Below are 20,210 nucleotides of genomic sequence, written 5' to 3' on the forward strand. Positions count from 1 at the left end.
GGAATGTTCCGCCAGGGCCTTCGATATTTAAGCCTGTGCGGCGTGTTCCTGGCTGATGAAGGCGATGCGCACCATGTTGGTCGCGCCTGGCGTGCCGAAGGGCACCCCCGCGACGATGATGATTCGGTCGCTGATCTGCGAGAAGCCTTCGCGAACGGCGAACTTGCAGGCGCGGAACGCCATGTCGTCGACGTCGCTCGCGTCCTTCGTGCGGATCGGATGCACGCCCCAGACCAACGCCAGGCGACGGGCCGTGTTGTGGTTGGGGGTCAGCGCAACCACCGTCGAATTCGGCCGCTCGCGCGCAATGCGGAAGGCGGTCGAGCCAGAGGACGTCCAGGCGGTGATCGTCTTCACATGCAACGTGTCGGCGATCTGATGCGCGCCTGCGGCGATGGCGTCCGAACCCGTCGCCTCCGGCGCCGATCCTTGTGTCTTGATGATGGACCAGTAGCTCTGGTCCTGCTCGATCTCTTCCGCGATCCGGTTCATGGTCGCGACCGCTTCCACCGGATACTGGCCAGAGGCGCTTTCCGCCGAGAGCATCACCGCGTCCGCGCCATCGTAGACGGCGGTCGCAACGTCCGAGACTTCGGCGCGGGTCGGGACCGGCGAGGTGATCATCGATTCGAGCATCTGCGTCGCGACGACGACCGGCTTGCCGAGTTTGCGCGCTGTACGGACGATGAGCTTCTGGATGCCGGGGACTTTTTCGAGCGGCATCTCGACGCCCAAATCGCCACGGGCGACCATGACCGCGTCGGAAATTTCGACGATCTCGTCGAGGCGCGCGATGGCCTGCGGCTTCTCGAGCTTCGACATGACGAGCGCGCGGCCGCGCGCCACCTTTTTCACTTCGGCCACGTCTTCCGGGCGCTGCACGAAAGAGAGCGCGATCCAGTCCACGCCGGCATCGAGCGCGGCTTCAAGGTCGGAACGATCCTTCTCCGTCATGGCGGCGACGGGGATCACCGTGTCCGGCAGGCTCACGCCCTTGCGGTTGGAGATCTTGCCGGCCACCTCGACCTCTGTGACGGCGGCGCCGCTCTTCACGCTCTTCACGCGCAGACGCAGCTTGCCGTCGTCTATCAGGACCGTATGGCCCGGCTCCAGGGACGAGAGGATTTCCGGGTGGGGAAGATAAACGCGCTTCTCGTTGCCGGGGGTCTGGTCCGCATCGAGGGTGAAGGACTGGCCCTTCACCAGCATGGCGCTATCGCCCTCGAACGTGCCGACGCGCAGCTTCGGGCCCTGGAGATCGGCCAGAATGGCGATGGGTCGCTTGAACTTGGCCTCGACGGCGCGGATCATCTCGACGCGCTCGGGCAGGCGCTCGCGGGCGAGGTGGCTCATGTTCAGGCGGAACACGTCCGCTCCGGCCTGAAACAGCTTCGCGATCATCTCGGGATTCTCGGAGGCCGGACCCAAGGTTGCGAGAATTTTGGTACGCCGGACGCGTCTCATTTTTTAAGGCCCCCCTGGCCGGTTTGTTTCGGTGAGCTGGATCGTCCAGCTCTTTTGTTGACCTGTGTCGACTTCAAAGAAGCCGTTGCGATCGAAGCCCCGGGCGAGGCAATCTTCCGTGCCGCGGATCGTGAATTCGCGCTCGCGGGTGCACATGAAGGAACGTCCGCTCCATTCGCCGCCGCGATCGTAGTCGATAGCGTAGACATAGTAGAACCGGCCACCGAGCTGCCCCTTCAGAAGGGTTTCGCAGCCGCGCGAACTGAGGTTCCACCAGCCTTCCGTCACCCAACCCTGCGCGTCGCGATAGCCCAGCGCGATTCCGACGCGGCTCGACGTCATGTTGCACAGACGCAAGTCGGCCCGCGCCGGCGACGCGGCCAGGAAAAGGCCTGCCGAAAGGGCAGCCGCCAGCCCGAGGCTGAGCCGCCCGTTAAGAGCTGAGAGGAAAGATGCGGCCTTCATGGATATCGGTTCGGTCGGTTTGGAATGAACGAAATCGCACAATGCTTCGAGAAGTATGTCGAATCGTTGTCGGCCAGAAGCGATGCCGCATCAAGACCCAGCCGCATGAATATTGTAAATTTAGCCTGCTAATAACTTTTTTGGCGGTGGATACGGGCCTCTGACGTCCTCATTTCGAGGCCGGGGCCTGAGGCTTCGGTCGGGCGGCCCAGATGCCGAACAGGATCAACGCGCCGCCGAGGCTCTGGATCAGGGTCAGCGCCTCGCCCAGGATCACCCAGCCGAACAGGGCGGCGGCGATCGCCTCGAGGAAGATCACCAGGGACGAGAAGACCGGCGGCAGCCGCCCCAGCGCCACCGCGAGAAGGCCGATACCGCCGGCCTGGCTGATGAAGGCCAGCGACGTGAGGGCCGCGATGCTTTGCCAAGTGTGCGGCATCACGCGGCTGTCGAACAGAAGCGCGATCACGAGGAGGCAGGCGGATGTGACGATGCCAGCTTCGAAAGTCACCCGCGCCGCGCCAGCCGTCTTGCGCGCTTTTCCGATGGTCAGAAAATAGAGGCCGAAGAAGAACGCCGTGAAGATTCCATAGAGATCGCCGCGGAGGCGGCTCGGGTCTACCTGCAGGCTCTGCCCGATCAGGGCCGCGCCGCCGGCGAGGCAGAGGGCAAGCCCGACAAGGGTGCCGCGCGACACCCGCTGCTTCAGGAACAGCCAGACGATCAGGATGACAAAGAGTGGAGCGGTCGTTGCGAAGAAGGTGGCGTTGGCGACGGTGGTGTTGAGAATCGACAGGTGCCAGAAGAACAGATCGCCCGTGAAGGCGAGGCCGGCCAGGACGGTCGCCTTGGTGAACGAGACCTTCGGCGCGTCAGCCGGGGCCTTGGCCTCTTCGATCCGCATCCAGAGATAGAGCACGGGCAGCGCCAGCGCGACGCGCCAGAAGGCGCTCGCGAAGGGGCCTACTTCTGGTGAAGCGAAACGCACGAAGATCGGGGAAGCGCCCATGGCGACGGCCCCCGCGCAGAGCGCGGCGAAAGCAGAGGCGAAGCCCGCGCCGAAGCGCGCCGTTTTTGATGGAGAGGACATGAATTCAGTTGAAAGTTTTAGAGCATATGACGCAAAAGTGGATGCCGATTCTGCGAATAAAAAAGCGGCAAAACAAAACATTAGGCGCTTTCCGATCCCGTGAGATCGGATGACGATCGAGCGCAGAAGGTCGCGTTGTCATGCTTCCTACGGCAGTTTAAGGCTTCGCTTCAACCCTCAAACGGCCCTCTCGTCCCCCATGTCTTCCTCCGCCGCGATCAAACTCGCCGATCCTGCCCTTGAGCCTTGGCCCGTCGAAACCATCGCCGGGGCAGTCGAATCGGGGCTCCTGATTCTGTGCGATCACGCTTCCAATGCCGTGCCGCCGGATCTCGGCGATCTCGGCCTGCCGCCGAGCGAGTTCGAGCGCCACATCGCCTACGATATCGGCGCCGCGGCCGTGACCCGCTCGCTTGCCCGCCGTTTGGGAGCGCCGGCGATCCTCACCCGGTTTTCGCGCCTGATCATCGATCCCAATCGCGGGCGGGACGACCCAACTCTCGTCATGCGCTTGTCCGACGGGGCGGTTGTGCCGGGCAATGCCGATGTGGATGAGGTGGACATCCAGGCCCGCATCGCGCGCTTCTACGATCCGTTCGATGCCGCCATCACGGCCGGGATCGAGCGCGCCATGGCGTCGGGGCATCCGCCGATCATTGTGACGGTCCATAGCTTCACGCCGGTCTGGCGCGGCTGGTCGCGCCCCTGGCATGTGGGAATTCTGTGGGATGCGGATGAGCGCTGCGCCGTCCCGCTGCTCGACGGCTTGCGGGCGGAAACGGGGCTCGTCGTCGGCGATAACGAGCCCTATGATGGGGCTCTTGCGGGCGATACGGTTCACCGGCACGCCACTGCGCGTGGTCTCGCCAATGCCTTGATCGAGATCCGGCAGGATCTGATCGCGGCGGACGAGGGCGCGCAAGAATGGGCTGAACGGTTCGCCCGGTTGCTTGCGCCCATCGCCGCGCAGGAGGCGTTGCGGGCCCCCAAACTCCACGCCTCCCGCACGCAAGAGCGTCTGCGCCGTCATTGAGGACAACGCCATGAACGAGATCGACGCCGCGACCCGTACCGAATTGGAGGCTGCCGCGTTCCGCAGGCTGCTGGAGCATCTGCGCGAGCGGACGGATGTTCAGAACATTGATCTCATGAATCTCGCGGGCTTCTGCCGCAACTGCCTGTCCAACTGGCTCAAGGAAGCCGCCGACGCGCGCGGCCTGGCGCTCTCGAAGGATGACAGCCGGACCTATGTCTATGGCATGCCTTACGAGGAGTGGAAGGAGCGCTACCAGGGCGAGGCCAGCCCCTCGCAACTGAAGGGCTTTGAGGAATCGAAGCCGAGGCATTAAAGAGCCTCAAGCAAAGAATGTAACACTGATCTCAATGCTACCAATCAAGGGCGAATTTCATGGATGACGCAGCTTTTCAAACCGAATCCGTCGCGGCCGACCAGCTGAAGGCCTTCATCGAGCGTATCGAACGCCTCGAAGAGGAAAAGGCCGGCATCGCGGGCGATATCAAGGACGTCTATTCGGAAGCCAAGGGCAACGGCTTCGACACCAAGGTGATACGCAAGATCATCTCCATGCGTAAGCGCGACTACGCCGAGCGCCAGGAGGAAGAGGCGATTCTCGAACTGTATATGCAGGCGCTTGGGATGGCCGGCTGAGATTTCTTGTCTGCAGAGAAACAAAAGGCGGGGTCGATCCCCGCCTTTCGCTTTTCGGGCCCCACCGGGGCGGCTGATCCCGCCGCGGTTTAACGCGCGCACGAACCGACATCTGCGCATGTCCCCTTGACGGTGCAACGACAAGGCAAGCGCGTGCGTTCTGATACCGATCGCAGCGATGTGGCGGGTAAGGGCAACGATGGCGGCGCAAGAGTTTGATCTTGAGAGATTTATTCGAGCGCAGGCTCCCGTGTACGACCGGGTCATCGCCGAATTGGAGGACGGAAAGAAGCGGACGCATTGGATTTGGTTCATCTTTCCGCAAATCGAAGGCTTGGGCCATTCACCGATGGCCCAGAAATACGCCATCGGCTCTCTCGATGAGGCCCGGGCCTATCTCAACCATCCGATCCTCGGTCCAAGGCTCATCGCATGCACCGATCTGGTGCTGCGGTGCGAGGGCATCCCGCTCCATGCGATCTTCGGATCGCCCGACGACATGAAGTTCCATTCCTCGATGACCCTGTTTGCCCTGGCGTCGGACGCCGGCACGGTCTTTCATTCCGCGTTGGATCGTTACTTCGAGGGTCGGATGGATTCCAAGACGCTGGCGATCCTGGGATTGCGCTCTTGATAGGAGAGGCACGCGTTGGCCGCCTTCGACGAATGAACGACGGAGAAAAAAGGCAGGGTCCGAGCCCTGTCTTTTCCTTTATCGCACGACCTGCAGCGGCTTGACCGCCGGGCCGGTGAACCGATTGGTTGCGAGATCGCCCATGGGTTTGGAGGAGAAGCCCATGTTGAGGCTCGGACCCGTTGTCGTCATGAGCGCGCTCGCGGAGCTTTTCTGAGCTGGAGCGGCTGACGGCGGATGGGCAGGCTCGGCCTTCGCCTTCAGGTCCTTGGACGGATCGCGGAGGGTCGAGCCCGTGATCGGAATATCGACCGGCGCGACGGATGCCAGGGTGATCGGGCGCACGCCCGGACGGGGCGGGGGTAGCGGCGCCGAAGAGGCGCTCGCCATCACACTGGCCGAGCCGCGTAGCTCTCCAAGGCCCGGGATCGGGTTGGTCTCGGCGAGCGAACCCGGCCGGACTGGCGGGATCGGGGCGTAGGCAAGGACGGTGGTGTCGACGACATCATCCAGGCCGGGACGGCGCGGCGGCATCGGCGCGAAGGCCACGCCCTTTGCAATCGCCAGATCGGACCCGTTGGAACCCTGTCCCGTCGGTCCTTGCTGCCAGGAAAGGGACGGCCCGTTAGGCGTCTCGACCGTGCTCGGCGGGCCGGCGATCCTGGTTGGCGGAAGCGGCGGTGGATTCAGGTCCTCACGCAAGGCAGGCGCGATCGAGGCTGGCGCCACGGCCACAGCTTGCGGCGCGGGTTCCGGTTTCTGCTGGGCGACGGCGACCGGGCGCGTGACGGCCGGCTGCGTGTTTGGCTGCAAGGCGGCATAGACCGAGGAGTTGGAATCGCTCGCGTAGTAGCCGTTCTGAGGCGAACTGCTCCGCGACGCGAGAATATTTCGGCCTGGTCGGGACGCAGCGCGGATTTCCTCCGCGTCCTCGTCCTCGTCGCTGCCGCCGAAAAGGGTCGCCCACAGGCTCTTGCGGCGGGTGGGCGAGGCAACCGCGTCCTCGCCATCGGCCACGGCGGTGTAGCCGCCGACCGTGCCACCTTTCGCCAGCACCTCGGCGCGCGCTTCCTCATAGCCGGCGAGCGGCGTGCCGTCGGAGGGAACGTGCACGGTCTTCCCGTCCGGGAAGATGCGGGTGAGCTGATCGCGCGTCATGCGCGGCCAGGCGCGCACGCTGCCGACATCGAGGTGCACGAAAGGCGTATAGGCGTTGGGGTAATAGCCGACGCCGCCGTTCTGCAAGCGCATGCCAATGGCGCGCAAGCGCTCGGTGGAGGCGTCGGGCAGATAGAAATCCATGGCCTTGCCGAGCATGTGCTGGCTGTTCTTCGCGACCGCGCTGGAGCGCCGCCGCAGCATCGAGTTGGTCTGCGGCGAGCGATAGGCCGAATTCACGTGGACCGGCGCGCTTGAGCCGACCTCGCGATACACCTCCCACACGGTATCGAAAAGGCGCGGGTCCATGCGGGTCGGCTCTTCCCGACGCCAGTCGCGCAGGAACCAGTTGAGCTGCTGCAACCCTGCGGAATCATACTGCCCGTTCCGTCGGAACGTGACCGTGATGCTTTCCTTGGTGTTGTTGTGATAGAGCGTCAGCGTTCGCGTATCGCCGTTGGCGATCGCATCCTGCGTGCCTCGCGTGCCGCCCACCATAACCACGATCAGGGCCGCAAGGCCGATTCCGGCACGGCGCACGATGTTCGACGCGACCGTCGAGCGGTCCGAACGCAATACTCTCACTGTGATACTCGTCTTTTGACATGCCGCGAGGGTGGGAGCGGCATCCCTTATAGTGAAGGGATCTTTGTCGAAGACGGTTACTTCCAGGTTAAGTGCGCGCGAAAAAATCCGGCCGCCTTTTCGGGCCGGGAAAGCTTACAACGAAAAGCCCAAGGCAGCGCGCACCTTGCGGTCGATGCCATAAAGATCGTCGAAGGTCTTCATTACGCCGTGCTCGTCGACCGCGAGGGTGAAATAGGTCAGGTGCACAGGGAGCGGCGTGCGAAGGTTGACGTAACGTTCGCCCTTGCCGATGAGGCCGCGCAATTTCTGCTCGGACCACGTGCTCTCCTGACCGAGGATCTCCTCCGCCAGCTGGAAAGGCTGCTCGACGCGCACGCAGCCATGGCTGAAGGCGCGCTTGCCCGCCGCGAAGAGGGACCGGTTCGGCGTGTCATGCAGATAGACCGCGTGCTGGTTCGGGAACATGAACTTGACGAAGCCGAGCGCGTTGCGCTCGCCCGGCGGCTGCTGCACGGAAATGCGGTCGCCGTTGCGGATGACCTTGTAGCCCCTGCGCGCTGCGTAGGTCGGGTCGTTCGCCAGAGCCGGCAGGAACTCTTTTTTCAGGATCGACGGGGGCACCGTCCAGGACGGGTTCACAACCAGATATTTCATGTCGCCGGAAAAGATCGGCGTCTGCGATTGCTGCTTGCCGACGATGACGCGCGTCTGATGAATCACGCTGCCCGCATTGACAAAGCGCAGGCGAAACTCGGGCACGTTGACCACGATGTGGCGCGCGCCGAGATCGCCAGGCAGCCAGCGCCAGCGCTCCATATTGGCAATCAGCTCGCCTTCCATCTGCGCAACTGATGGCCCGGAAAGCGCCGCCGCCGTCTGCGGCGTCAAAACACCATTCGTCGGCAGGCCCTTTTCTTTCTGGAACGCGGCCACGGCGGACGCGAGCCGTTCGTCATAAACGTTCTTTGCGTCAGCCTCTTTCGTCAGGTTGAAACGCGCCCGGATCAAAGGCACGCGCGGGTCCTCCATCCCCACGCGCAAGGTCGCGCCCTTGGGGAGACGCACGGTCGGCTGGGAGGGATGATTCGCGCGCAGCTCGGCGAGATGCTTCTTCAACGCCTGATAGCCGGGATGGGGTGGATTATAGGCGGCAAGCACCGCGCCCGGATCCTTGGCCTTCGCGACTTGGCCGAGCACTTCGGCGACAGCGGGCAGATCGAGCTTGGGCGTAAGCAGCGGCGAGAGGCGAGACGGGTCGATCCGTCCGCCGCGCGCATCGCGGGCATAGCGGATGACGGAAACGCTCAGTTTCAAATCGGCCTCGGCCCATTTGGCCGGCGCGGCATCTTTCTGCAATCCGAGATCGGGGAGGGGATAGTCGACTGGATCGAGGCCGTCTTCATCGGCAGCCTTGAGGCGCGCAGCGACCGCTTGGGCGGTGGGAGACCAGTTGCCGTCCTGAGCCCATGCCAGCGGATACTTGGCTTGCGCGTAGAACGCCGCCAGCGCATCCCGATCGGCGCGGCTCAAGCGCAGATCGCGCATGAATGCGTCGTCCGCGAAACGCCCTTCGACAGCGATGCGAAACCAGTCCGTGGGCGTGACGGTAGCGGCCGCGATGTCCGGCACCGGAACGTCGAGGGCCTCGGCCGGCTTCAGGTCCGAGGCCGTGATCGTGACAGGCGCAGGCGCTTCGGGAAGCGGCATCGCGATGTCCCGCGTGGTCTCCCCGATGACGACATCATGAAACGAAGGTTCGGCTGCCGATTGCGCAAGAACGGGCTGGAGGGCGTCCGTCAGGTCAGGAGTATTCTGGTCCTCCGCGAAGGCGGACAGGGAGAGCAGTGAGACGGACCCGATCAGACCCAACCAGAGCGTCGTCTTGCGCAGGCTACGCATGACCTTGTTCCTCATCACGATTCAGAGGCGGAAGGGGTATCGATCCTTCCACGTTCGTGAAAGCCTTCGGTGCGGCGGCACACCCGCTAAGATCAACGCGCGAACGCGTCATGCGGCTGCAACGTCCAAACCAAGTTCTTTCATTTTGCGGCAGAGAGCGAGCGCGGGGCGGATGATTTGCGCTCCAGGCTTCGCCAGTTCCTGCCTTGGGGCAGCGGCAAAGCTCGCGCCGCCTCCCTTGGCGAAGCGCGGGGATATCGTTCGCGAAAGGGTGGGGGAAAGGCATGAACGAGCTTGGCGGAAAGGATTTTGGAACCCCATGCTGGGCGCGAAGCGTAAACCGACGCTTAATGCGCGCCGCGTTTCCGAGGCTTATCCTCAAATAAGATTGGGTTGATCCGGCGCGCCAGGCAGCCAATATGTTCATCGACCCTGCCCTCGAACTTTGTTTTCGGATATGCCAAGCTCATTCGACTTTCAGAACGATCTCCTTTTGAACCACGGTGCCTCGGGTGGCACGGCGCAGACCGAATTCGGTGCGCTGCCCGAATGGAATTTGACGCATCTCTATCCGGGCATGGACAGCGAGGCGTTCAAGAGCGATCTCGCGAAGGCGGAAGCCGAGTGCAAGGCGCTTGCCGAGGCTTATCGCGGCAAGCTCGATGCCCTGGTGCGCGGCGACAGGCCGGCTGATACGCTTGGCAAGGCGGTCAAGCGTTACGAGGCCGTGGAGGATCTGCTCGGACGCCTCATGTCCTATGCGGGTCTGATCTATGCCGGCGATACGACCGATCCGGTGCGGGCGAAGTTCTATGGCGACACGCAGGAGCGCCTCACCGCCGCGTCGAGCGAGCTTCTATTCTTCGGGCTCGAACTCAACCGCATCGACGACGCGGTGATGGACAAGGCCATGAGCGAAGAGCCCCTCGCGCATTACCGCCCGTGGATCGAGGATCTGCGCAAGGACAAGCCGTATCAGCTTGAAGACAACATCGAGAAGCTCTTCCACGAGAAATCCGTGACCGGGCGTTCCGCCTGGAACCGTCTTTTCGACGAAACGATTGCCACCCTGCGCTTTACAATTCGCGGCGAGGAACTCGCCATCGAGCCGATTCTCAACAAGCTGCAGGACCCGGATGAGAGCGTGCGCAAGGACGCATCCGATGCGCTGGCCAAAACCTTCAAGGAGAACCTGCGCACTTTCACACTGATCACCAACACGCTCGCCAAGGACAAGGAAATTTCCGACCGTTGGCGCGGCTTCGAGGACGTGGCGGATTCACGCCACTTGGCGAACCGGGTCGAGCGGGAAGTGGTGGAGGCGCTGGTTTCCGCCGTGCAGGAGGCCTATCCGCGCCTGTCGCATCGCTATTATGCGCTGAAGGCCAAGTGGTTCGGCAAGGACAAGCTCGATCATTGGGATCGCAATGCGCCCCTGCCGAAAGTCGAGCAGCGCACGATTGCCTGGGACGAGGCGAAGGAGACGGTGTTGTCCGCCTACTCCGCCTTCTCGCCGCGCATGGCCGACATCGCACGCCGTTTCTTCGACGAGAGCTGGATTGACGCGCCGACCCGCCCCGGCAAGGCTCCCGGAGCGTTCGCGCATCCGACGGTTCCTTCCGCGCATCCTTACGTTCTGTTGAACTATCAAGGAAAACCGCGGGACGTGATGACGCTGGCCCATGAACTCGGCCACGGCGTGCACCAGGTTCTCGCCGCGCCCAACGGCGCGCTTATGGCCCCGACTCCCCTGACCCTGGCCGAAACCGCGAGTGTTTTTGGCGAGATGCTCACCTTCCGGCGGTTGCTCGATCAAACCACCGACAAGGTTCAGCGAAAGGCGATGCTGGCCGCCAAGGTTGAGGACATGCTCAACACCGTGGTGCGCCAGATCGCGTTCTACTCGTTCGAGCGCAAGGTCCATCTGGAGCGCCGCAACGGCGAACTGACGGCGGACAAGGTTTGCGAACTCTGGATGTCCGTGCAGGACGAAAGCCTCGGGCCCTCGGTGCGCCTCGGACCCGGCTACGAATCCTTCTGGACTTACATCCCGCACTTCATCCACTCGCCGTTCTACGTCTATGCCTATGCCTTCGGCGATTGTTTGGTGAATTCGCTCTACGGCATCTATGAGCGCTCGAGCGAGGGCTTCGTGGATCGTTATTTCGCGCTCCTCTCGGCAGGCGGTACGAAGCATTATTCCGAGCTTCTCGCCCCCTTCGGGCTGAATGCCCGCGATCCGTCCTTCTGGCAGATCGGATTGTCGATGATCGAGCGGCTGATCGGCGAGCTCGAGGACATGGAAAAGGACGCCTGAGGCTTAAGCTGATGTCCGACAACGAAGCGAACCGCTTCTCCGCCCGTGCCGCGCGCTATGCCCGTGTCGGCGCCAATATGGGCGGCGTTGCGGCTCGCATCGCAGGCGCGCGGCTCTTCGGCCTGGAGGGCAACACCTCCAATGCGGCGGCCCTCGCCCAAGCCCTGGGCGGGTTGAAAGGGCCGATCATGAAAGTGGCGCAGCTGCTCGCCACGATTCCGGATCTGATCCCGCCGGAATATGCCGCGGAGCTGCAGAAATTGCAGAGTGACGCGCCGCCCATGGGGGCGGCTTTCGTCAAGCGGCGGATGCAGGCGGAACTTGGGCTCAACTGGCAAGGCCGCTTCGGCTCCTTCGACCTGCACCCGGCCGCCGCCGCCTCTCTTGGTCAGGTCCATAGGGCCACCACGAAGGATGGCGCGCGCCTTGCCTGCAAATTGCAGTATCCGGATATGCAATCCGCCGTGGAGGCGGATCTCGCGCAGCTTGAATGGGTGTTTGCCGTCCACCGCCGCATGGACCCCGCCATCGACACGCGGGAGATCGCGAAAGAAATTGGCGAGCGGGTGCGGGAGGAACTGGACTACGAACGCGAGGCGAAACATGTCGCGCTCTATGCGCTCGCCCTATCCGGCATCGAGGAAGTCCGGGTGCCGGACGTTTACCCGGACCTTTCGACCAAGCGGCTCCTGTCGCTGGGCTGGCTGGACGGCGACAAGATCCTGCAATTCGCCCATGCTGAGACTGAAATCCGCAATCGGCTCGCCATCGCCATGTTCAAGGCGTGGTGGCACCCCTTCAGCCATGCGGCCGTGATCCATGGCGATCCCCACCTCGGCAATTACACGGTGTTCTCCGAGGGTGGCGAGGCGAAGGGGATCAATCTGCTCGATTATGGTTGCATCCGCATCTTCCATCCGAAATTCGTCGGCGGCGTCGTCGATCTCTATCGGGGGCTGCAGCATGACGATCGGGCCCGCATCGTGCACGCCTACGAGACCTGGGGCTTCAAGAACCTGTCGAAGGAACTGATCGACATCCTCAATATCTGGGCGCGGTTCATCTACGGGCCGCTCCTCGACGACCGCGTCCGCACGGTGGCCGATGGCGTGAAACCCAGCGAATATGGCCGCCGCCAGGCCTTTCAGGTTCACAAGGCGCTCAAAGAAAAGGGTCCGGTCACGGTGCCCCGCGAATTCGTTTTCATGGACCGCGCGGCGGTGGGCCTGGGCGCGGTGTTCCTGCATCTGAGGGCGGAGTTGAACTATCACCGGCTGTTCGAGGCTGAGATCGAGAGCTTCTCGCTCGAGCGCCTCGGCCTGCGGCAAGGCGAGGTTTTGAAGGCCTCCGGCTTACGGATCTAACGTTATGAGGTTGCGTCTTCGGCGATCTGGCCGTAGAGCCTTACCGCACGTCAGGGGGCAACAATGAAAATCGTTTTTGTTCATCAGAATTTTCCAGGCCAGTTCGGGCGTCTGGCGCTCGCCCTCGCGAAGGAAGGCCACGAGGTCGTCGGCATCGGCATGCTGAAGACCTGCCCGCTTCCCGGCGTGACCTATTACTCATATGACCCGGTCGCCGGACCGGAGGACCCGCAGTTCGAGAACCGCTTTTCGCCCGTCATTCCGCGGTTGCGGCGCGCTTATGGCGCCGCCCATTGCGCGCGGGAGCTGGCCGAGGCCGGATTTCACCCCGACATCGTGATGGTGAACACCGGGTGGGGCGAAAACCTGTTCCTGAAGGACGTCTGGCCCGGCGCCCGGCATGTGGCCTATTTCGAATATTATTATGCCGCCAAGGGCCAGGACCTGGATTTCGATCCCGAATTCCCGGTCACGAACGTCGAGACGGTCTGGCGTCTGCGAGTCAAGAATTCCATGCAGCTCGGCGCCCTGGACGCGGCGGATCTTGCCGTTGCGCCAACCCAGTATCAGCGCGATACGTTCCCGGCCTATCTGCGCGACAAGGTGGCGATCATCCATGACGGCATCGACGCCCAGAGCCTGAAACCTCATCCCGGCCTGACCGTCCAACTGGGCAAGGAGGGGCCGCGGCTCGACCAGAATATGCCGATCGTCACCTACGTGGCCCGCAACATCGAGCCGATGCGCGGTTCGCATGTGGTGCTCCGAAGTCTGCCGGACCTCCTGGACATCGATCCGAATGTGCGCGTCGTCGTCATTGGTGGCACCGGAACGAGCTATTCCGCCCACGCGCCGGGTGGGAAGACGTGGTTCGACGTGTTCCGCGAGCAGATCAAGCGCCCGGTGGATTGGTCGCGTGTCCATTTCGTCGGGAGGCTGCCTTACGACCAATTCGTCAAGGTGCTGCAGATTTCCTCCGCGCACCTCTATCTGACCTATCCCTTTGTTTTGTCGTGGTCGCTGGTGGAATCCATGGCGCTCGGGTGCCGGATCGTGGCCTCCGACACCGACCCGGTCCGCGAGGTCATCAAGGACGGCGTGAATGGCCGCCTGTTTCCGTTCTTCGATGAGAAGGCCTTGGTGGAGCAGGTGCGCAAAACCCTGACGGACAGGGCAAAAGCCGCCGAAATGGCTGCTGAGGCGCGAAAGGTAGCGCTTGAGAAATATGACTTCCAGACCGTCTGCCTGCCCCAATGGCGGGAGTTCTTGGGAATAAAGTGAGCGGACGGGCGTGCCCCATAAAGTTTTGCCGGAGTCCATCCGAAAGATTGCGGCTCCTCACCGCATGGGGTAAACGCAACAATCAAGAACTAGATGCTGAAACAGGGCATTGATCATGGCCAATACAAATAATGCTTCCAACGGGGGCTACCATCCGGACATGGATGAGGCCGCGCACGAGGCGACCTATCATGGGTTCGTCCGCTTCGCCGAAATCGGTACCGTTGTCGTTCTCTGCTGGGTGCTGGCGCTTGCCGTCGGCGGTGTCAGGCATGCCTGGCTGACCGCGATCCTGGGGGTTCTGCTGTCGGGAGTGGCTGGCGCGGTCGGCGCCATGTCGGCTTCGATCGGCGTGCGCGCTCCGGCGGTCGTCGCCATCCTGCTGCTGATCGCCCTGGCTTTCTACTAAGACCTGGCCGGGGCGTCTCGGCCCTGCCCAGCAAGAGATACTTTGGCGCGATCCGAAAAAAAGGGGCACCTGTTTTTCGAAAAGATCGCGCCAAGGTCAGATGATAGGGCGGGCGCGATGATCCCGGTCGGCGCATCCCGCTCTGGAGATTTTCCAATTCTCTAACGCGGGGTCATGCATGCGCATCGCCGTCCTCTCCGAAACAGACAAGGCGGAGACACGCGTCGCCGCCAGCCCTGAGACGGTCAAGAAGTACAAGTCGCTTGGGGCTGACGTTGTGGTTCAGTCCGGTGCCGGCGTGAGCGCGGGCATTTCCGACGCCGAGTTCGAGGCGGCGGGGGCGGCGATCGCCAAGAACGCGAAGGATGCGCTCAAGGACGCCGATGTGGTGCTGAAAGTGCGCCGTCCGGCGGAAGGCGAGCTGAAGGGTGTGAAGCCCGGCGCTTTGGTGATCGCGATCATGGACCCGTATGGCCACGAGGCGGCGCTGAAAGCGCTGGCCGAGGCCGGGGTGTCGGCTTTTTCCATGGAATTGATGCCGCGCATCACGCGCGCGCAGGTCATGGACGTTCTCTCCTCGCAGGCTAACCTCGCGGGCTACCGCGCGGTGATCGACGCGGTGGCGGAATATGGCCGGGCGATGCCGATGATGATGACGGCGGCGGGCACGGTGCCGGCGGCGCGCGTGTTCGTCATGGGTGCGGGCGTGGCGGGGCTTCAGGCCATCGCCACGGCGCGGCGGCTCGGCGCCGTGGTGACCGCGACCGACGTGCGCCCGGCGGCCAAGGAGCAGGTCGAGAGCCTGGGCGCCAAATTCATCGCCGTCGAGGACGACGAGTTCAAGCAGGCCGAGACCGCGGGCGGCTACGCCAAGGAAATGTCGGCGGACTACAAGGCCAAGCAGGCGGCGTTGGTGGCCTCCCACATCGCCAAGCAGGACATCGTCATCACCACCGCGCTCATTCCCGGCCGTCCCGCGCCCAGACTGGTGTCGCGCGAGATGGTGGAGAGCATGCGGCCGGGTTCGGTGGTCGTGGATCTTGCGGTCGAGCGCGGCGGCAATGTCGAGGTGGCGCAGGCAGGACAGGTCATCGAGCACAACGGCGTGAAGATTGTCGGGCATCTCAACGTGCCGGGCCGCCTCGCCGCGACGGCGTCGAGCCTTTACGCGAAGAACCTCTACGCCTTCGTCGAGACGCTGGTCGACAAGGCCAGAAAGACCCTTGCCGTGAAGTGGGACGACGAACTCGTGAAGGCGACCTGCCTGACCCGCGACGGCGCTATCGTTCACGCGGCTTTCCAGCCGACGGCTTAAAGAGGGGGATTATCATGGCGACACTCACGCCCGAACAGGCCGTCGAGCAGACCCGCGCGGCGGCCAGGGCCGCCCAGCAGGCCGCCGATACGGCGCAGGCGCTTGCGGACCAGGTGGCGACCGTCGTGTCGACGGCCGTCTCCACCGCCACCCACGGCGCGGTCGATCCGACCGTGTTCCGGCTCGCGATCTTCGTGCTCGCGATCTTCGTCGGCTATTACGTGGTCTGGTCGGTAACCCCGGCTCTGCACACGCCGCTGATGTCGGTGACCAACGCGATCTCCTCGGTGATCGTGGTCGGCGCATTGCTGGCGGTCGGCGTCAATGTGGCCCCGGCGCTCGGCGACGGGCCGCTCTGGGCGCGCGGGTTCGGCTTCGTCGGGTTGATCCTGGCCTCCATCAACATCTTCGGCGGCTTCCTGGTGACCCAGCGCATGCTCGCCATGTATCGCAAGAAGGACTGAGGCGATGTCGGCTAATCTTGCCTCGATCCTCTATCTCGTCTCCGGCGTCCTGTTCATCCTGGCTTTGCGCGGCCTGTCGCACCCGACCACGTCGCGCAAGGGCAATCTCTACGGCATGATCGGCATGGGGATTGCGATCCTCACGACCCTCGCCGTGTCGCCGCCGAACGGCTTCGGCGGCTGGTTCCTGGCCTTCTGGGGCCTGGTGATCGGCGGCACCATCGGCGCGGTGGTCGCGCGGCGCGTACCGATGACGGCGATGCCGCAGCTGGTGGCGGCGTTCCACTCGCTCGTCGGTCTCGCGGCGGTGCTGGTGGCGGCGGGTGCGCTCTATGCGCCGCAGGCCTTCGGCATCGGCGGCGTTGGCGCCATTCATGGCGGCTCGCTGTTCGAGATGGCGCTGGGGGCGGCGATCGGCGCGATCACGTTTACCGGCTCGATCATCGCCTTCCTGAAGCTCGACGGGCGCATGTCCGGCAAGCCGATCATGCTGCCGCAGCGCCACGTCCTCAACATCGCGCTGGGCGTGCTGCTGCTGGTGCTGGCCGTCGCCTTCATCCGCACCGAGAGCCACGCCCTGTTCTGGCTCATCGTGCTGACCTCCTTCGTGCTCGGCGTGACGCTGATCATCCCGATCGGCGGCGCGGACATGCCGGTGGTGGTGTCGATGCTCAACTCCTATTCCGGGTGGGCTGCGGCGGGCATCGGCTTCACGCTCGGCAACCTCGCCTTGATCATCACCGGGGCGCTGGTCGGCTCGTCGGGCGCGATCCTGTCCTACATCATGTGCAAGGGCATGAACCGCTCGTTCATCTCGGTCATCCTCGGCGGCTTCGGCGGCGGGACGGCCGCGGCGGCCGGCGGCGTCGCCGAGACGAGGCCGGTCAAGCAGGGTTCGGCGGACGACGCGGCCTTCATCATGAAGAACGCCTCCAAGGTCATCATCGTGCCGGGCTACGGCATGGCGGTGGCGCAGGCCCAGCACGCCCTGCGCGAGATGGCGGACAAGCTGAAAGCTGAGGGCGTCGAGGTCAAGTACGCGATCCATCCGGTGGCGGGCCGCATGCCGGGCCACATGAACGTGCTCCTTGCCGAGGCCAACGTGCCGTACGACGAGGTGTTCGAGCTCGAGGACATCAACGGCGAGTTCGCGCAGGCCGACGTCGCCTTCGTCATCGGCGCCAACGACGTCACCAACCCGGCCGCCAAGACCGACCCGGCCTCGCCGATCTTCGGCATGCCGATCCTCGACGTCGAGAAGGCCAAGACCGTGCTGTTCATCAAGCGCGGCATGGGCTCCGGCTATGCCGGCGTCGAGAACGAGCTGTTCTTCAAGGACAACACCATGATGCTCTTCGGCGACGCCAAGAAAATGGTCGATGAAATCGTGAAGAACCTCGATTGAGGATGTTGCGGAGCAGCGTTTTTACAGGAAGGCCGGTGTCAAAGCCGGCCTTTTTTATGAGGAGACGAGACGATGGCCATCACATTGCGGACCGCCCGGCCTTCCGATCGGGTCGCGGTCGTCGAACTGATCCATCAACTCAACATCTTCGAGGCCGACCTCACCGGCGACCGGCGGCGGGATTATGGTGGTGCCGAGGGCTATTACGATGAGCTGATGCAGCGCCTCGCCAACCGGCAGGGGCGAATCGTTTTGGCGGAAGAAGACGGCATCGTCGTCGGCGCCATGGGTTTCTCGCGTGACCAGGACGCAGCCTATGTCACCGACGACGTGCGCTGCCACGGCACGGTGACGGACCTGGTCGTACATGAGCAATGGCGTAGCCGGGGCATCGGCCAGATGCTGCTTCAGGAGGCCGAGCGCCTGACCCGCGAGGCGGGCCTGAAGCGCCTCCATATCGGGGTCCTCACCGCCAATGAACGCGCGGAGCGCACGTATCAAGCGTTCGGCTTCGAGCCGTACGTTACCCTGATGGTCAAGGAGTTATGAAACCAAAACGTGTGTTAGGCTCTGAGAAGGGCCGATACTCTAGAAAAATTATTATAACTAATGCGGGACTTGAGCGAGCGTGAAGAGAGGGTTCGTTCGTGAGCTGGGGTGAGTATTAAATTGAGCGAAACAGACCCTGAGTTTCTCGCATTAAAGGAGCACGCAGCCCGCTTTTATGCACTCATCGGCTATTGTGTGACACATTATCAGTCGCTTGAGGATACGCTTCCTGATCTCTTCGCTGTTGCGTTAGGAGCCGAGCAGAAAAAGGCTTTGGCCGTCTTCTCTGCTGTACGAGGGTTAGAAGATAAGTTTGCTATAATCTCGGCAGCACTCCTCGATGCGACTAAGGAGCAAAAGCATGAGTGGGCGAGCCTTCGCGTTCGTATAAAACTTGCATCGGACGCGCGGAATCAAATTGCTCACGCCAATCCAGTTCAAATTCCTGTCATTAAAATAACTCGGCGCAACGAAGTTCCTAGCCCGGTTGGAATCATTGGAACGGGAGGGCCGGGACGAATGGAACTTCGCAAACAGACGCGCAATGGCGAAAGAATTTGGACGTTGGATCTATTACGCGAAGAGCGTGCCCGTATTGTCGAGCTATCCAACCAGCTCTGCGCTTTTGTAGTAAGGCTCAAGAAAGAGAAAGCGTCTACATCTTATCGAGGTAGTTAGTGAGCCCAACATAGGAAAGAAAATGCCGCTGCATTGAGTTCGCTTTACTGGGCCCCGTCACCTCGCCTTAGAGGCGCGAATTGCCCTGGCGGGCCACGGTGTTGCCGTTGTCGATGGCAAGCGCGCGCTGGAAGCTCTCGATAGCCGCCTGCTTCTGGCCGAGACGCTCATAGGCGACTCCGCGCCAGGCCCAGGAATCGGCGTCCCGGGCGTTGACGTTGAGGGCCGCGTTGAAATCCTCGATCGCCTTGTCGAACTGGTTCGTAGCGATCAGGCTCTGGCCGCGGGCGGCGTAAGGCGCCGCGACGAAGGGATTGCGGTCGATGGTAGCGTCGAAATCGAGAATCGCCTGCTGGTGCATGCCCTGGCGCTGATAGAGCAGGCCGCGGGCGTGGAGCGCCTCGGCCGATTCGGGCAGCAGGCGGGTTGCGATTGAGAGGTCGTTGAGCGCTTCCTGGTACTGTCCCTGCGCGCGCAGAAGGTTGCCGCGACCGATATAGGCGGGGCCGTAATTGGGATCGGCCTGGATCGAGCGGCTGAAGTCCGAGAGCGCCTGATCGTTCCGGCTGGTCTGCCGGAAGGCGAGCGCCCGGTTGGTGTAGGCCGGGGCGTAGTTCGGATCGAGCTGCACGGCCTTGTTGAAATCGGCGATGGCGTCGCTGTAGCGGCCAACCCGGGCATAGGCCGCGCCGCGGGTGTTGTAGGCGCTCGGGTCGCCTGGATTGCGCGAAATGACGTCCGACAGGGAGGAGATGTTCACGCCAGCCGTGCCTTGCGTGTCTTCTTCCACCACCGCGATTCGCTGGAGGGACCCGCCCGTGGTTTCACAGCCTGCGAGGCCGAGGGTGACAAGAATGAGGCTCAAGGGCGCAAAACGGCGAATCGATGCGGCGAACACCTTACGTCTCCAACTTCAGGGGAAAGGCTTCTCTAAACGAGAAAACCTTAACAGCCGTGAAACAGGACGGCCAAGAAAGCAACCATGAAACAAAACACCCCTGAAATGCAATTAGCGCCCGGCTTGTTCAGACGGACGCTAATTCACAATCGAAGGGCCAAGCTAAAAGCTTGTTTTTAAAAGCTTAGCGGGTCGTCGGGCGGGGCTTCGAAGGCAGGAGGCCTTCGCGCTGCATACGCTTGCGGATGAGCTTGCGGGCGCGGCGAACGGCCTCAGCCTTCTCACGAGCCTTCTTCTCAGAAGGCTTCTCGTAGTGACCGCGAAGCTTCATTTCGCGGAAGATGCCTTCACGCTGCATCTTCTTCTTAAGCGCGCGAAGCGCCTGGTCGACGTTGTTATCCCGGACAAGAACCTGCACGCGAATTCCTCAGTGTTGCGCCGTTTCGATTGTATCAAAAACAAAGGAGGCGCGTCATGCGCACCTCTATCTGGCGGGCGTAGCTATCAGAAGAAGCCCGGGGAGTCTAGGCTTCCATCCAACAAAAGCGCCATTCAGCCGAGGT

General features: G+C 62.9%; 21 protein-coding genes. 14 read left to right on the top strand and 7 right to left on the bottom strand.

Features of this window, described 5'->3' with window-relative positions; translation table 11 throughout:
• Positions 1-27: 27 nt before the first annotated feature.
• The 3 genes from pyk to I2H38_RS15440 all read right to left on the bottom strand — a co-directional run bounded on the left by pyk (position 28) and on the right by I2H38_RS15440 (position 2,938).
• Positions 28-1,464 (bottom strand): pyruvate kinase, encoded by a 1,437-nt coding sequence (gene pyk / locus I2H38_RS15430; protein ID WP_196272756.1) that lies wholly within the window; start codon positions 1,462-1,464, stop codon positions 28-30.
• Between the two features lie 3 nt (positions 1,465-1,467).
• The gene (locus tag I2H38_RS15435) at positions 1,468-1,929 is read right to left on the bottom strand and encodes a DUF1036 domain-containing protein (protein WP_196272757.1); all 462 of its coding nucleotides are present in this window, start codon (positions 1,927-1,929) and stop codon (positions 1,468-1,470) included.
• Between the two features lie 169 nt (positions 1,930-2,098).
• The gene (locus I2H38_RS15440) at positions 2,099-2,938 is read right to left on the bottom strand and encodes a DMT family transporter (RefSeq protein ID WP_324617412.1); all 840 of its coding nucleotides are present in this window, start codon (positions 2,936-2,938) and stop codon (positions 2,099-2,101) included.
• Between I2H38_RS15440 and I2H38_RS15445 the strand changes: the two genes are divergently transcribed.
• The 5 genes from I2H38_RS15445 (at position 2,937) to I2H38_RS15465 (ending at position 5,322) form a co-directional block, all read left to right on the top strand.
• Complete coding sequence (locus I2H38_RS15445) at positions 2,937-3,122, top strand: hypothetical protein (protein WP_196272906.1); 186 nt, start codon at positions 2,937-2,939, stop codon at positions 3,120-3,122. The two genes, I2H38_RS15440 and I2H38_RS15445, sit on opposite strands and share 2 nt — an antisense overlap.
• A gap of 96 nt (positions 3,123-3,218) precedes the next feature.
• Positions 3,219-4,052, top strand: coding sequence for an N-formylglutamate amidohydrolase (locus tag I2H38_RS15450; protein ID WP_196272759.1), 834 nt, complete (start codon positions 3,219-3,221; stop codon positions 4,050-4,052).
• A gap of 10 nt (positions 4,053-4,062) precedes the next feature.
• The gene (locus I2H38_RS15455; protein WP_196272760.1) at positions 4,063-4,368 is read left to right on the top strand and encodes a DUF1244 domain-containing protein; all 306 of its coding nucleotides are present in this window, start codon (positions 4,063-4,065) and stop codon (positions 4,366-4,368) included.
• 59 nt (positions 4,369-4,427) lie between these two features.
• Positions 4,428-4,688 carry a DUF2312 domain-containing protein gene (locus I2H38_RS15460; protein WP_196272761.1) on the top strand — a complete coding sequence of 87 codons (261 nt, stop codon included), beginning with the start codon at positions 4,428-4,430 and terminating at the stop codon, positions 4,686-4,688.
• 199 nt (positions 4,689-4,887) lie between these two features.
• Entirely contained in the window at positions 4,888-5,322 is a 435-nt protein-coding gene (locus I2H38_RS15465; protein WP_196272896.1) for a DUF1810 domain-containing protein, read from the top strand.
• Between the two features lie 78 nt (positions 5,323-5,400).
• On the opposite strand, the gene I2H38_RS15470 is transcribed toward I2H38_RS15465, so the two are convergent.
• Both I2H38_RS15470 and I2H38_RS15475 read right to left on the bottom strand, forming a co-directional pair.
• A complete protein-coding gene (locus I2H38_RS15470) occupies positions 5,401-7,065 on the bottom strand; it encodes a DUF882 domain-containing protein (protein ID WP_324617413.1) in 1,665 nt (554 codons plus the stop codon).
• Positions 7,066-7,200: 135 nt separating this feature from the next.
• Entirely contained in the window at positions 7,201-8,967 is a 1,767-nt protein-coding gene (locus tag I2H38_RS15475) for a L,D-transpeptidase family protein (protein WP_196272762.1), read from the bottom strand.
• Between the two features lie 457 nt (positions 8,968-9,424).
• Between I2H38_RS15475 and I2H38_RS15480 the strand changes: the two genes are divergently transcribed.
• From I2H38_RS15480 to I2H38_RS15520, 9 genes are all read left to right on the top strand, one after another.
• Positions 9,425-11,284, top strand: a complete 1,860-nt coding sequence (locus I2H38_RS15480) for a M3 family oligoendopeptidase (RefSeq protein ID WP_196272763.1) — start codon at positions 9,425-9,427, stop codon at positions 11,282-11,284.
• 11 nt (positions 11,285-11,295) lie between these two features.
• Positions 11,296-12,648, top strand: a complete 1,353-nt coding sequence (locus I2H38_RS15485) for an ABC1 kinase family protein (protein ID WP_196272764.1) — start codon at positions 11,296-11,298, stop codon at positions 12,646-12,648.
• A 63-nt stretch (positions 12,649-12,711) separates the two neighbouring features.
• Positions 12,712-13,929, top strand: coding sequence for a glycosyltransferase (locus I2H38_RS15490; protein WP_196272765.1), 1,218 nt, complete (start codon positions 12,712-12,714; stop codon positions 13,927-13,929).
• Between the two features lie 115 nt (positions 13,930-14,044).
• A complete protein-coding gene (locus tag I2H38_RS15495) occupies positions 14,045-14,338 on the top strand; it encodes an aa3-type cytochrome c oxidase subunit IV (RefSeq protein ID WP_196272766.1) in 294 nt (97 codons plus the stop codon).
• Positions 14,339-14,516: 178 nt separating this feature from the next.
• Positions 14,517-15,653 (top strand): Re/Si-specific NAD(P)(+) transhydrogenase subunit alpha, encoded by a 1,137-nt coding sequence (locus tag I2H38_RS15500; RefSeq protein ID WP_196272767.1) that lies wholly within the window; start codon positions 14,517-14,519, stop codon positions 15,651-15,653.
• A gap of 14 nt (positions 15,654-15,667) precedes the next feature.
• Positions 15,668-16,117: a proton-translocating transhydrogenase family protein gene (locus I2H38_RS15505; protein ID WP_196272768.1), complete on the top strand. Its 450-nt coding sequence runs from the start codon at positions 15,668-15,670 to the stop codon at positions 16,115-16,117.
• A 4-nt stretch (positions 16,118-16,121) separates the two neighbouring features.
• On the top strand, positions 16,122-17,522 hold the full coding sequence (locus I2H38_RS15510) for an NAD(P)(+) transhydrogenase (Re/Si-specific) subunit beta (RefSeq protein WP_196272769.1): 1,401 nt from the start codon (positions 16,122-16,124) through the stop codon (positions 17,520-17,522).
• Between the two features lie 72 nt (positions 17,523-17,594).
• Positions 17,595-18,071, top strand: coding sequence for a GNAT family N-acetyltransferase (locus I2H38_RS15515; protein WP_196272770.1), 477 nt, complete (start codon positions 17,595-17,597; stop codon positions 18,069-18,071).
• 120 nt (positions 18,072-18,191) lie between these two features.
• Positions 18,192-18,749, top strand: coding sequence for a hypothetical protein (locus I2H38_RS15520; protein WP_196272771.1), 558 nt, complete (start codon positions 18,192-18,194; stop codon positions 18,747-18,749).
• Positions 18,750-18,816: 67 nt separating this feature from the next.
• On the opposite strand, the gene I2H38_RS15525 is transcribed toward I2H38_RS15520, so the two are convergent.
• Together I2H38_RS15525 and rpsU are read right to left on the bottom strand one after the other, a co-directional pair.
• A complete protein-coding gene (locus tag I2H38_RS15525) occupies positions 18,817-19,647 on the bottom strand; it encodes a tetratricopeptide repeat protein (RefSeq protein ID WP_196272772.1) in 831 nt (276 codons plus the stop codon).
• Between the two features lie 184 nt (positions 19,648-19,831).
• A complete protein-coding gene (gene rpsU, locus I2H38_RS15530) occupies positions 19,832-20,065 on the bottom strand; it encodes a 30S ribosomal protein S21 (RefSeq protein ID WP_036355008.1) in 234 nt (77 codons plus the stop codon).
• Positions 20,066-20,210 lie beyond the last annotated feature (145 nt).

Origin of the sequence: Microvirga alba, assembly GCF_015694465.1 — a bacterium.
Classification (GTDB): domain Bacteria; phylum Pseudomonadota; class Alphaproteobacteria; order Rhizobiales; family Beijerinckiaceae; genus Microvirga; species Microvirga alba.

Coding starts and splice junctions, on each gene's coding strand:
- I2H38_RS15475 (WP_196272762.1), bottom strand. CDS start 8,967: ATGCGTAGCCTGCGCAAGACGACGCTCTGGTTGGGTCTGATCGGGTCC.
- I2H38_RS15510 (WP_196272769.1), top strand. CDS start 16,122: ATGTCGGCTAATCTTGCCTCGATCCTCTATCTCGTCTCCGGCGTCCTG.
- I2H38_RS15450 (WP_196272759.1), top strand. CDS start 3,219: ATGTCTTCCTCCGCCGCGATCAAACTCGCCGATCCTGCCCTTGAGCCT.
- I2H38_RS15445 (WP_196272906.1), top strand. CDS start 2,937: ATGGCGACGGCCCCCGCGCAGAGCGCGGCGAAAGCAGAGGCGAAGCCC.
- I2H38_RS15485 (WP_196272764.1), top strand. CDS start 11,296: ATGTCCGACAACGAAGCGAACCGCTTCTCCGCCCGTGCCGCGCGCTAT.
- pyk (WP_196272756.1), bottom strand. CDS start 1,464: ATGAGACGCGTCCGGCGTACCAAAATTCTCGCAACCTTGGGTCCGGCC.
- I2H38_RS15435 (WP_196272757.1), bottom strand. CDS start 1,929: ATGAAGGCCGCATCTTTCCTCTCAGCTCTTAACGGGCGGCTCAGCCTC.
- I2H38_RS15465 (WP_196272896.1), top strand. CDS start 4,888: ATGGCGGCGCAAGAGTTTGATCTTGAGAGATTTATTCGAGCGCAGGCT.
- I2H38_RS15490 (WP_196272765.1), top strand. CDS start 12,712: ATGAAAATCGTTTTTGTTCATCAGAATTTTCCAGGCCAGTTCGGGCGT.
- I2H38_RS15500 (WP_196272767.1), top strand. CDS start 14,517: ATGCGCATCGCCGTCCTCTCCGAAACAGACAAGGCGGAGACACGCGTC.
- I2H38_RS15515 (WP_196272770.1), top strand. CDS start 17,595: ATGGCCATCACATTGCGGACCGCCCGGCCTTCCGATCGGGTCGCGGTC.
- I2H38_RS15480 (WP_196272763.1), top strand. CDS start 9,425: ATGCCAAGCTCATTCGACTTTCAGAACGATCTCCTTTTGAACCACGGT.
- I2H38_RS15460 (WP_196272761.1), top strand. CDS start 4,428: ATGGATGACGCAGCTTTTCAAACCGAATCCGTCGCGGCCGACCAGCTG.
- I2H38_RS15455 (WP_196272760.1), top strand. CDS start 4,063: ATGAACGAGATCGACGCCGCGACCCGTACCGAATTGGAGGCTGCCGCG.
- I2H38_RS15505 (WP_196272768.1), top strand. CDS start 15,668: ATGGCGACACTCACGCCCGAACAGGCCGTCGAGCAGACCCGCGCGGCG.
- I2H38_RS15495 (WP_196272766.1), top strand. CDS start 14,045: ATGGCCAATACAAATAATGCTTCCAACGGGGGCTACCATCCGGACATG.
- I2H38_RS15440 (WP_324617412.1), bottom strand. CDS start 2,938: ATGGGCGCTTCCCCGATCTTCGTGCGTTTCGCTTCACCAGAAGTAGGC.